The sequence below is a fragment of the Streptomyces sp. NPDC047108 genome (assembly GCF_040643575.1).
Classification (GTDB): Bacteria; Actinomycetota; Actinomycetes; order Streptomycetales; family Streptomycetaceae; genus Streptomyces.
The window spans coordinates 317,078-329,154 of sequence record NZ_JBEYUP010000008.1; the positions used below are offsets into that span (position 1 = coordinate 317,078).

Here is a 12,077-nt window from a genome sequence, read left to right on the forward strand (position 1 = left end):
CCTCCCTGATGTCGTCGTTCGGTCTCGTCCTCCGAGTCTCTACTCCCCAGTACGAACCGTCATGAGTAGTCGCCACTCTCTTCCGGCCGAATCTGTTTCGCCGTGCCGTTCGCGGTGGCGGCCCCGGAGCGCGAGGCCCGGATCTCGGCCTGTCCCGCGAGCGCCGCGGGAAGCTGGGTGCGCGAGGCGATCCCGAGCTTGGCGTAGGCGCGCAGCAGGTGGTTGTCGACCGTACGGATCGAGAGCACGAGCCGGTCGGCGATCTCCTGGCTGGTCAGACCGCCGGAGGCCAGCACCGCTATCTCCGACTCGCGCCGCGTCAGCGGGCGGGCCCTGCCGTCGCTGAGCCCCGGCGTCCTCGCGCCTCCGCAGCGGGCCAGTGACCGGCCCGCGAGGACGGCCGCCGCCGCGGCCGCCCTCGGGTCTCCCTCCCGCTCCGCGGCCCTCGACGCCTCGCAGGCGGTCTCGGCGGCGAGGAGTTCCGCCCCGGCGAGCAGGCACAGGTCGGCCGCGACACGGAGTTCGGCGGCGGAGCCCGTGACGTACGCGCGGGCGGAGTCCGCCCTGGCGCGGGTGAGTTCGCTGTCGCTCGCGTTCGCGAGCTCCGCCAGGCGCTCGTGCGCCTCCGCGGCACCGCCGAGGCGGGCCAAGTCGCTCAGCAGCCACGCCTCGTAGCTGTGCATGCTCATGCCCCGCGCCCGGCGCGCCGTCTCCGACAGCATCGAGCGCGCCTTGGCCGTGCCGCCGGCCGCGGCCTCGACCCAGGCCGCCGCCAGACTCGTGATGAGACCGACCGCCTGTTGCTGGTCCGGCGGCGCCTCGCGGGCCGCCTCCAGCGCTTTCCGGGCGTCACCGAGCGACCCCCGCTGCGCGTGCACGGCGGCGAGCCCCGCGCAACTGAACGCCAGCGGGCGGGAGAAGGCGTGGGCGCGGGCGAGCGAGACGGCCTCGGCGAACCAGTCGCGGGCCTGTTCCAGGCGCCCCGCCATCAGTTCGCAGCGCCCCATGTGCGTGGCGATCCACGCCTGCAGATGCACAGCCTGGGCGGCCACGGCACACGCGAAGGCGTCGTCACCCACCACCCGCGCCTCGTTGGTCCGCCCCGCCTCGGAGAGCGCCACGACGCGGTAGATCGCCGGACCGCTGCAGTGCGACGAAGGATCCGACCGGCCTTCTCCCCGGTCGGCCTCCTTCATCTCCTCGTGGACGCGACGGCTCAGCTCGGCCGCGTCCCGGGTCCGTCCGAGGTAGGACAGCGCCAGCGACCGCTGGAGCTGACCCCACATCCGCAGCCGCGGCACCGGCACCTCTTCGGCGTCGTCGAGCAGCTCCAGGACGGCGCGGATGTCGTCGCAGTACATGCGGTACCCGGCCTCGTTGATGCGCAGGACCTGGCGTCCGCTGTCCCCGAGCCGCGCACTGGCCGCGCTGTTGACCGCCAGGGTGCGCGCCATGTCCCCGTACCCCCAGAAGAGGTTCTGGGTGCGTTCCATGGTGGCCGTCAGGATCTCGCGGTCGCCCTGCGCGACTTCCTCGGCGTGGAGCAGGCACTCCTCGGCGCGCTCCCACTGCGCGGTGTGGTGGTACGCCTCACCGCGCATCAGCCACACCTCGAAGGACTCCGAGCGCTCCGGCAGACCGGACAGCAGCTCCAGCACCGTGGGGAAGTCCCGTACGTGACGGGCCATCGCGGCCGCGGACACCAGCAGCGCGTGCTCCACGGGCAGTTCGGCGGCGAGCTGCCAGGAGGCCAGGCGCAGCGCGTCCTCGCGGCGCCGGACCCCGTGCTTCTCCAGGGATCTGACCTGCGAGGTGTAGATCTCGCGGCGGCGCTCGGGGGCGATGCGGTGACGGACCACCTCGCCGTACAGGGGGTGTCCGAGCGTGTAGTACGTCCTGCGGCCCGCGGTGTGGAGCTGGATCAGGCCGCGTTTCTCCAGCCACTCCAGATCCGTGGTGTCGGAGACGGTGGAGCGGAGGGCGCCCATCGGCAGGGGCTCGCACAGGGCGACGAGTTCGACCAGGGCCTCCCGGGCGGGCGTCAGGCCCTGCAACCGCTGACGGACGATGGCGGTGAGCCGGCGAGTGCCGGTGGGCTTGCCGGTCAACCGCCACAGCCCGTCGCCCAGTTGCAGGGTTCCGTCGTCGACGGCGCCGGTGACCAGCTCGTACAGGAACAGGGCGTTGCCCCGGGACCAGGTGAACAGGGCGTCCAGCGCCGCGTGTTCGATCCTGTGGTCCAGGCGGCGGCGCAGCACTTCGCGCACCTGGAACCGGCTGAAGGGGCGCAGCGCGATACGGCGGGTCGTCTCCGCGCGGTCGAGCGCCGCGACCGCGTCCGACGGGGGAGCCCCGTCGCGCACGGTGGCGATGAGGAACACGGCCCGTGCCCACAGGAGATGGCCGAGGAGCACCGCCGACGCGTTGTCCAGCAGATGCAGGTCGTCCAGCAGGAGCACCGTCCTGCGTTCCGGTGACCTTCCGTCGGCGCCGCCCTCCGCGCGCATCCCGAACGCCTTGGCCGCGGCGTGGAAAGCGGTGACGGGGTCATGGGCGACGGCGTCGGGCGGCAGCAGATGGGCGAGCGCGCCGAGCGGCAGGGCGGCCGCGGACGAGGTCGCGACCGCCCGCTCGACACGGTGCCCCTTACGGGCCGCCAGCCGCAGTGCTTCATGGGCGAGACGGCTCTTGCCCACTCCCGCTTCCCCGTGGATGAGGACGGCGGTGGTGGACGGCTCGTCGAGGCAGGCGGACACGGCATCGAGCTCCGTGTCCCGGGCGGTGAACGGCCAGCGTTCACGGCCGGAGGGCTGGGCCCCGACGGGGCGGCTCGCGGGGATTCTCGCGGGCCTCGTGTACGTGCGTGGGGTGGGCTTCACGTGCTGCTCCAGGCCGGCGCGATACGCGGGTGAGCGCCGCACCGTACGACTACTGCCAACCCTTGCAGAGCTTGATGGTCCGGAATGCCTGTGCGCATGAGCAGTCCTTACTCATCCAGGCCCGCGGGGGCGTTGCTCGTCCGAAAAGGCGCGCCGGACGCGACCTCAGCAGGCAGTACGGTGCCGGGGAGCCGACCGGATCCCTCGAGGCCCGGCCCCTTCGGCCGGCGTCCGTGAGCAGTGAGGAGCACGGCGCGGCTCATGGTCCGGCCGCGCCCCTCCGGTGGCTCGCGCCCTGCCCGGACCTCACCCCCCGCCCGTGGCGCTCACGCCCGGCCCGGGACGAGGGGCTCGCGCCGCAGGGCGTCGCGCAGGAGCCGCCGGTCCCGTATGCCGATCTTGGAATAGACGCGCTGCAGGTGGTTCCCGACCGTGCGGACGGACAGCAGCAGTTGCTCGGCGATCTGTGCGTTGCCCAGCCCGTTGGCGGCGAGCAGGGCGATCTCCATCTCCCGGCCGGTGAGGCTGTCGCGCACCGTGTGCGGCGTCAGCCCCGGCGTTCTGGCGCCGTCGCACAGCGCGGCGAGCCGCTCGGCCTCCTCCCGGCACCGGGCGGACCGGCGGTGCGCGCCGGGGCCTCGCTGGGCACCGGCCGCCGCCGTACGGGTCTCCGCCGCGATCAGCAGCGCGCCGATCTCCTCCCACTCGCCCGAGAGGCGCTCCAACTCCTCGCCGCTGCCCGCCGCGAGAGCACCGGCGGTCCGGGCCCGCAGCGCCACGCAGGGGTTGGTGGAGAGGAGGGCGAGCTGGGCGAGCTGCTCGTGCACGGCGTGCGGGTCGCCGAGCCGGGCGACGTCGAACAGCAGGTGCGACCGCAGCACGAGCAGTCCCGTACGGGCCGCCGACCGGGCCCCGCCCAGCAGCAGCGAGCGGGCCTGGCTGACCCGCCCCAGGGCGGCGCTCCGCCATGCCTGGACGAGCTGCGCCTCGGGCCGCAGCCAGGCGTCGCGCCGCAGCGCCCGCGCCGCAGCCCAGGACTCGTCGGAGGACTCGAGGTCGCCGGTCACGGCGTCCACCAGGGCGCGTCCGGCCAGTCCGGCCCAGAGGCCGGAGAGGTAGCCGTGCTCGCGCGAGACGGAGACGACGGAGGCGAACCAGCAGCGTGCCTGCACCATGTGGCCGCGCAGGTAGCAGATCCAGCCCAGGTCGGTCGCGGCACGGATCTGCGCGGAGCCGGCCCGGCTGTCGACGGCGCTGTCGTACGCCTCGTGGGCCATGCGCTCGGCCTCGTCGAGCCGTCCGGACTCGGCGAGGGCGCGGGCTCCGGCGGTGAGCAGGCGCGAGGGGTGGGCGATGCTGTTGGCGCGGGTGCAGGGGGGCCGCTCCGCGTGCTCGGCCATGACGGCCAGCGCCTCGTCCGACCGCCCCGACTCGGTGAGGCAGTACACCGACGGCACCGCGGCGACGATCGCCGGGCGGTCCGACTCGTGCGCCATGGCGCTCTCCAGACGGGCGCTCGCGCGGTCGACGTCGCCGGCCAGCGTCCACAGCGCCGCCTCGTTCGCCCGCAGCACGGCCTGGATCTCGGTGTCCGTGGAACCGCGGACCTCGGCCGCGTTGACGTCGAAGGCCTCACCGAGGCGCAGCAGGCCCTGCGCGAGGTTCTGGGTCCGCAGGACGACGCCGAACAGCCGCTCGTCGTCGGTCGTGGCGAGCTCCAAGGCCCGGGCGAGCGCCTGCTCGGCCTCCTGCGGGCGGCCGCAGGCGTGCCGGAACTCTCCCAGCAGCAGGTACGAGTGGGCGTCCGCGCGCGCCCGCACCAGGGCCTCGGCGAGACCGAGCGCCGCGGGGAAGTCGTGGTCGGCGCGCGCCAGCTCGACCGCCTCGGCCAGCCGCTCGGCCGGTACGGCGTCGGCCGCCTCGACCCGCCAGAGCGTGCACCGCAGGCGGGCGTCGTCCCCGATGCCGCTGCGGGCCTCGGTGCGCTCGGCGCGGGACAGCAGGATCCGCCGCGCACGCTGGACGGGCACGGTCGTGCGCAGGACCTCGGCGTGCAGCGGGTCGGCGACCGCGGCCATGCGCCGCTCGCCCTCGCGCTGGGTGCGGACCAGGCCCTCCGCCCTCAGCCGCGCCAGGCTCTCGGCGGGCAGGAGCTCCGGGTCCTCGGGACCGCAGAGGGCCAGGTCCTCCAGGACGGCGCTGTCCTGTTCGGGGACGGCCGAGAGCCGGTACCGGACGAGTTCGACCAGGCGCTGGGGCGGGGCGGGGTCGCCGGTGAGCCGCCACAGACCGGTCTCGCAGACCAGCTCGCCGCCGGCCAGCGCACCGCTGACGAGCTCGCGGAGGTAGAGCGGCCGACCGCCGCCGACCGTGTGGAGCCCGCGCAGGGTGCGGCGTTCGACGGGACCGCGCAGCACCTGCTCCAGCAGTCGCCCGACGGCGGCCACGGAGAGTGGCCGTACGGGTACGGGGAGGAGGTCCTCCACGACGGCGGAACCGGGTCCGGCAGCCGTTCCCTCGTCGCTCGCCGTCCCGATGAGCAGCAGCTCCCGGGAGGCCAGCAGGGGCCGGAGCAGGTCGACGGACGCGTCGTCCAGCAGGTCGACGTCGTCGATGAGCAGCACCGTGGGCAGCCGGCGCGCGCCGCGTACCCGCGGCTGCCGGAAGTGCAGCGAGGTGCCGCGGCCGTGTGCGCGCGGGGTCAGCAGGGGCGCCAGAGCGCCGAGCGGGACGGACCGGGAGGCGCGGGTGGCCGCGGTGCGGACGCCGGGGTGGCCCCGCTGCACGGCGCGTTTCCAGCATTCGTGCGCGAGCCGGGTCTTGCCGGCGCCGGGGGGTCCGGTGACGACGATGCCGCGGGCATCGGGAGCGGTCAGGAGCCGGGTGGCCGTGGCGAGTTCGTCCGCCCGTCCGACGAGCGGCCACTCCGGGGGGCAGGAGCGGGTGGTCATGGGGGCAGTTCTCCCTCTGCGGTGGACGGACGACGGGTGGTGCACGTTCCTGACGCCCGATCACATCGGTGGGGGGTGTGTGCGAGGGCTGTGGGGAGCGGCGCAGCGAGTGGGGGCAATGAGGCCTGCCGGGCGGCGCCCGGCGGGTGGGGTCGGAGGTGCGGTCCGCGGCGGACCCGGCGTGCGGGTCCCGTCGTACGCGGGCCGGCGGCGGGTGCGTGCGGTGCGGCCGTGGTCGTCCGGTGGTCCGGAGGGCCGTCGGTGGCCTGGTTCAGGCTCGTGGGGGCGCGGCACCCGTCGGAGGGGGCAGCGCAGCTAGACCCAGCCGATCGCGTACCGGAAGGCCATCGTTTCGAGGACCGGAGCACGCCAGGGACGGGATACGGCGCATTGTCCCCAGGTGTCCGATGCCGGGAGGAACCCCGAGCACAAGGACATGATTGAACTCCTCCGTGCTGCGAATCCGTATCGTGCTAGTGGCTCAGTGGTCCAGCCACTTGGTGACTGCCCAAGTCATGCACACCTCACTATTAAGCGTCAAGATTCGTGCATGATCAGATGTGGGACATCCTTCCCGCCTCGGACGTTGCTTGTGCAGTGACTGAGCCACTGCGAGAATCGGTGTCCGACATGCGGAGCGAAGGGGCTGAGGGCAGCGGTGGCAGTGGAACCCATACCGCGTGATACCGCGGTGGACGCGCTGGAACGGCACCTGCGTGACGACATTCTCGACGGCCGGTACGCCGTCGGCAGCCTGCTGCCCCCGGAACGCGAACTCGCGGCACGCTATGGCGTCAACCGGACCACACTCAAGCACGCCTTCGTCCGGCTCGTGCATTCCGGACTGGTCGAAACGCGTCACGGCATCGGCACGCGGGTGCGGGATTTCATGCGGGTCGGCAGCGTGGATCTGCTGCCCGCGCTCGTCGTGAAGTACCCGGGCTGGATGGCCGAGGTGTTCGAGGTCAGGCAGAGTGTCGGCGCCCTGATCGCCGTGCGTGCCGCACACCACTGCGGCGACGAGGACCGCAGGGCGCTGCGTGATCAGGTGGAGCTCGTCGCGGCCGGGAAGGACGTCGACGACGTCCAGCTCTCGGACGCGGATTTCCACCGCATCCTGGCGGTGGCGTCCCACAACCGCGTCTACACCCTGCTCACCAATACCTTCCTCAACTCCTATATGCCCGTACGGCAGTTGCTCGCCGATCCGTTCCGCGACCCGGAGGTTGCGGCGGGGCGTCTGCGCCCGATCGCGGAGGCGGTGTGTACGGGTGACGCGGACGCGGCACGCAAGGCGTCGGAGACCTATATGGCCGAAACCGAGCGCATCATGATGGCGGCCATCCCGTCGCGCGACTGACGCCGTTCCGGTGCGCGGCCCGGTCGCCGCGCAACTCCTGAGGCCGTTCATCGGCTGAGACCGGAAATATCACGTGGTGAACAGGGCGCGCACCGTGTTACCCATGTCCCCGTTCGCGATCGCCGATCGTGACGACGGACGAGGGGCTGGGGAGGCACGGTGTTCGGAGATCTGGTGAAACTGCGGGCCATGGACGCGGGGGACGCCGAGGCGCTGTGGCGCTGGAACAGCGACCCCGAGGTCATGCGCTGGCTGAGCGACGGGTACCCGGACACCCGCGACCAGGTCGCCAAGTGGCTGCAGGACCGTCCACGCAACGCGTACGACGACGTCCTCTTCGCGATCGAGGTGCGCAGCGGCGGCACCCTGATCGGCCTGGTCCGCATGCACGGCGCCGAGCCGGAGACCGGCTGCGCCGAGCTGGACATCTACCTCGGTGAGAAGGAGTACTGGGGGCGCGGATACGCCACAGACGCGATGCGCACCGCTTGCCGCTACGGCTTCGAGAAGATGCGGCTCCACAAGATCAAGCTCACCGTCGTGACCGAGAACCACGCCGCCCACCACGTCTACCGGAAGGTCGGCTTCGTGGAGGAGGGCAGGCTGCGCGAGTCCTTTCGGCGCGACGGACAGTGGTACGACATGTTCACGATGGGCCTGCTGGAAGGCGAACTCCGCTGACGCCGGATGCCCACGACGGCGCCTCGTCCCGGCGCCCGTCCCGTAGAGCGGACGTTTCGGTCTCGCCCTGCGGGCCTCGCCGCGCCATCGGGGCGTCCGCGCGGTACCGATGAATTACGGGTGCGCCCACGGTCCTCACTGGTGTGACGACAGGACCGACAGGACACCTACGGCCACCGGCGGCCCCCGCCGGTGGGCGGCATCGTGGAAGGGACGCCATCGTGGCCGACGACGACGCGACACAGATCCGGACCCTGATCGAGCGCTGGGCGGTGGCCGTGCACGAGGGCGACCTCGACACCGTGCTCGCCGATCACGCCGACGACATCGTGATGTTCGACGTCCCGCCGCCCGAGGACGGCGTGCGGGGCATCGACGCCTACCGCAAGAGCTGGCCGCCGTTCTTCGAATGGCAGCGCCAGGGCGCCGCCTTCGAGATCCTCTCGCTCGACGTGACCGCCGGGGGCGACGTCGCCTTCGCCCATGCGCTGCTGCGCTGCGGTACGCCGAAGGAACTGGAGGAGGACCCGGCGAACCGGCTGCGCCTGACCGTCGGACTGCGCAAGGACAACGGGCGCTGGACCGTGACGCACGAACACCACTCGTTCCCGGACAAGACCTGACGTAACGACCCCCGGGATCACGGAGAACCGCCCCGGCGCGCGCGTCCGACCCCGCTGGCGACCTCGTGCGCGGCGCGCTTCGGGACGGCCGCCTGAGCAAGTACTGCTCAAGTCTCCTCCCCACCCGCATAGCGGACCGTGCGGGCGCACCGGCGGCAATAACCTCGGTGGCGTCCGGGCCGGCCGCCGGGAGGGTGTGGCCGGTCCGGGCCGACCAGCGCCCGGGCCAGGAGATGTACCGCCCGGCGCGGCCCCCAACCGGATCCCGAGGAGAAGCATGCGCAGAGCAGCGACACACCGTCGGCCTCTGATAGCGAGCACGGCCGTCGGAGCGATGGCGCTGACGCTTCTGACCGGCTGCGCCGAAGACGCCGCGAGCGCGGCGGAGGAGCGTCCCGCGGCCTCCCCGTCCCCGACCCGGGAAGCCAAGGAGACAAAGGCGGCCAAGAGCACGAAGCCGTCCGCGAAGCCCAAGGCCAAGCCCAAGGCCAAGCCCGCGAAGAAGCCCGCGGCGGCCGCCGCGGCCGACGGCGCGTGCGCGACCTCGCTCGGCGACAGCTTCTGGCGCGCCCAGGCCGCAGGCCTCCCCGTGCACGCGAAGTCCTCCGCGTACGTGTCGGCGATCGGCCCCGGCGACAACGTCCACCCCGACTTCGGCTCCGGACTCATCGACGGCAAGCCGTTCGGCATCCCCGTCACGACCGTCGACGAGGACGTCGCCGCGGCGAAGGTGTCCTTCGACTACGCCGACGAGAGCGACAAGTCCGGCTACCGCATCCCGAACGACGCCAGGGTCGAGGGCGGCGCCAACGGCGACGGCGACCGGCACGTGATCGTCTGGGACAAGCACCGCTGCAACGCGTACGAGCTGTACGACGCCAAGCGGGGCGGCAACGGCTCCTGGCACGCCGGCTCGGGCGCCGTCTTCGACCTCAAGGACCACAAGCTCCGCCCGGACGGCTGGACCTCGGCCGACGCCGCCGGACTCGCGATCCTCCCCGGGCTCGTCCGGTACGACGAGGTGGCTTCGGGCCGGATCGACCACGCGATCCGCATGACCGTGCCGGAGTCGGACCGCTCGTACATCTGGCCCGCCCGCCACCAGGCCGGCGCCGAGGACAACAAGAACCTGCCGCCCATGGGCCTGCGACTGCGCCTCAAGGACGGCGTCGACACCTCGGGCATGCCCAAGCAGGCCCGTGTCGTCGCGGAGGCACTGAAGAAGTACGGCGCGATCGTCGCCGACAACGGCTCCTCCTGGTACCTGTCCGGCGACCAGGACGACCGCTGGGACAACGAGCAGCTCAACGCCCTGAAGGACCTGAAGGGTTCGGACTTCGAGGCGGTCGACGCCTCCGGGCTCAAGACCGACGACGACTCCGGCCGCGTGGGCTGAGGCCCGCCGACGTGGACTCGGCGGCTGTGAGGACCGGCCACCATGCCTCGCAGCCGCTGACGCCCGGTCGCAGCCGTCCCTGATGACCGGGCACGAAGGCCCGCCCGTCCGCCCCAGGAGCGAGGGGAGGACGGGCGGGCTTCGTCATGCCGAGGAGTGCGCCGGGACGCACGCGGAGCGGTTCAGAAGCGCGAGGCGAAACCGCGGAACAGCTTGTCCCCGTGGACCGGGCCCGCGCCGCTCCACTCGTAGGTGCGCTCCGCGACGCTGTCGCTGTTGTGGCCCGTGTTGCCCTCGACGGTCGTGACCGACGTGCCGGAGACCTCGGTCACCACGCCCACGTGGCCGTGGGCGGCGTTGTCCTGGTTCGTCCACACCAGGACGTCCCCGACCTGCGGCAGCTCATCGGCGGAGTACGCGTGGAAGCGCTCGCCCAGACTCGTACGCCAGGACTGCGAGCCGGGGTAGTGGTCCGGGACGTCCTGGTGGTCCCACATCGCCGCGGCGAAGTAGCCGCACCAGGCCAGGCCGTTGAAGTCGTTGTACTCGTTGCGGTCGGCGTTGCTGCCGTCCTGGCCCAGGTAGTTGGTGTCCTGCGGATCGCCCGGCCGGCTCTGCAGGGTCTGGCCCTCCGCCGTGAGACGGAAGTCCTGGGGGGTCGTCAAGGCGGCCTGGGCCCGATCCGCGATCGCCGCCCGCTCGTCCTCCTGCTCGTCGGCGGACACCGATGGCGCCGTCGCATGGACCTCGGTCCGCGGCTGCGTCGCCATCGCGACCGGAGCCGCGGTGGCGCAGAGGACGACGACACATCCGAGGGTCGTCAGCCGGCTGTGCAGGGGTGTGGAGAACACGAGTCGCCCTTCGTTGTGGGGGGAGAAGGCATCGCAGGGAGCCCCGCACAGGCCGATGGGTGCGTGCTGCGTCGCGCCGCCGCCGCCGAGCGAGCGCGTGGCCCCCGCGACACGGAACGTAGTGATCCGGTACCCGCCGGAGCGTGAGTCGGGACTACTCACCTCGAACGCGGCCTCGATCCCGTCCCCGCCGCCGCAGTTCAAGGGAACGTCCCCGCAGGTGAGTTGAGTAGTGGCTGCTCTCTCGTCCGGAGCTCGCGAAAAGTGATGATCTTTTCCATCAGATCCGCATTTGGTCGGGGGTCGAGACCAGGCTCCCGGCTTCCCGAGGGGGGAACCATGAACAGACGCAGTATCACTCTGGGCGCGGCCGGTGCGGCCGCCGCCCTGATGATCCTGGGTCATCCCGGAGTCGCGTCGGCGGCGGAGAAGCCCGTCACCGACCAGCCCGGCCGACAGCGCGTCGACACCGCGATCCGGCACGCGATCGCGGGCAAGGCGACCACGGCGGACCTCGCCGTGATCAAGAACGATCCCGTGCTGGCCCGTACTGTGCCGGTACGCGTGAAGGTCGGCAAGCCCGTCTACGGCAAGGCGGCCCCGCCGGCCGGGAAGTCCGCGCAGGGGGCGCGGACCTCGGCGAAGGCGGGAGCCGACGCGGCCGCCTCGGCGGACCAGCTCTGCCGGTCGGTGGACTACCCGCTGACGCTCACGAGCTACCTCGGCTCCACGATCTACACCTGGCACCACGCGTTCTCGTGGTGCACCGCGAACACGGTCCCGGGCGCGGAGGCCACGCGGGTCGTCTCCGCCGCCCCGTACAACCGGAGCGACTACTTCACCGACAAGTCCTCGGTCGCCTATCCCCAGGGACTCCTCACCGACGCGGTCTTCGCCCCGGCGGGCGGGCCGATCGGCCTCAACACCACGGGTGCGGGATCGCCGTACTACTCGCACATGGCGCGGTCGGTGAACCTGTGCTTCGCCCAGTACAGCTGCTACGCCAGCAACCTTCCGCAGAGCAAGCTCACCATCGGCCGCGACAACGTGGCCGTGGCACTGGCCTCGCCGCTGTAGGACCCGGACCGGACACCTGGTCGTGATGTCCGGTCCGGACAGCGGCGGCGAGTCCGGTCCGGCCCCGGCTGCCCCCGGGCCGGACCGGGATCACGCGTCATCGTGCGCGTCCCGGGGGCCGTGCCACCACGGAGGGGTGGGCCCGCCCCCCCCCGCCGGCCCCCCCGGGGCCCCCGCCCCGCGCGCCCCCCCCCCCCCCCGCGGGGGGGGGGGGGGGCGGGGGCCCCCCCCCCCCCCCCCCGCCGCCCCCCCCCCCCCC

General features: G+C 72.7%; 8 protein-coding genes. 5 read left to right on the forward strand and 3 right to left on the reverse strand.

Going from position 1 to position 12,077, the window contains the following annotated elements; translation table 11 throughout:
* Window positions 1-59: 59 nt before the first annotated feature.
* Window positions 60-2,879 (reverse strand): AAA family ATPase, encoded by a 2,820-nt coding sequence (locus tag ABZ822_RS19350; RefSeq protein ID WP_360855044.1) that lies wholly within the window; start codon window positions 2,877-2,879, stop codon window positions 60-62.
* 326 nt (window positions 2,880-3,205) lie between these two features.
* The gene (locus ABZ822_RS19355; RefSeq protein ID WP_360855047.1) at window positions 3,206-5,830 is read right to left on the reverse strand and encodes a LuxR C-terminal-related transcriptional regulator; all 2,625 of its coding nucleotides are present in this window, start codon (window positions 5,828-5,830) and stop codon (window positions 3,206-3,208) included.
* Between the two features lie 658 nt (window positions 5,831-6,488).
* Between ABZ822_RS19355 and ABZ822_RS19360 the strand changes: the two genes are divergently transcribed.
* From ABZ822_RS19360 to ABZ822_RS19375, 4 genes are all read left to right on the forward strand, one after another.
* Window positions 6,489-7,190 carry a FadR/GntR family transcriptional regulator gene (locus ABZ822_RS19360; protein WP_360855050.1) on the forward strand — a complete coding sequence of 234 codons (702 nt, stop codon included), beginning with the start codon at window positions 6,489-6,491 and terminating at the stop codon, window positions 7,188-7,190.
* A gap of 159 nt (window positions 7,191-7,349) precedes the next feature.
* On the forward strand, window positions 7,350-7,871 hold the full coding sequence (locus ABZ822_RS19365) for a GNAT family N-acetyltransferase (protein ID WP_360855053.1): 522 nt from the start codon (window positions 7,350-7,352) through the stop codon (window positions 7,869-7,871).
* A gap of 221 nt (window positions 7,872-8,092) precedes the next feature.
* Complete coding sequence (locus tag ABZ822_RS19370; protein WP_360855056.1) at window positions 8,093-8,494, forward strand: SgcJ/EcaC family oxidoreductase; 402 nt, start codon at window positions 8,093-8,095, stop codon at window positions 8,492-8,494.
* A 334-nt stretch (window positions 8,495-8,828) separates the two neighbouring features.
* Window positions 8,829-9,890 (forward strand): hypothetical protein, encoded by a 1,062-nt coding sequence (locus ABZ822_RS19375; protein WP_360855059.1) that lies wholly within the window; start codon window positions 8,829-8,831, stop codon window positions 9,888-9,890.
* A 182-nt stretch (window positions 9,891-10,072) separates the two neighbouring features.
* On the opposite strand, the gene ABZ822_RS19380 is transcribed toward ABZ822_RS19375, so the two are convergent.
* Entirely contained in the window at window positions 10,073-10,741 is a 669-nt protein-coding gene (locus ABZ822_RS19380; RefSeq protein ID WP_360855062.1) for a CHAP domain-containing protein, read from the reverse strand.
* 339 nt (window positions 10,742-11,080) lie between these two features.
* On the opposite strand from ABZ822_RS19380, the gene ABZ822_RS19385 reads away from it, so the two are divergent.
* On the forward strand, window positions 11,081-11,818 hold the full coding sequence (locus ABZ822_RS19385) for a hypothetical protein (protein WP_360855065.1): 738 nt from the start codon (window positions 11,081-11,083) through the stop codon (window positions 11,816-11,818).
* Window positions 11,819-12,077: the final 259 nt, after the last annotated feature.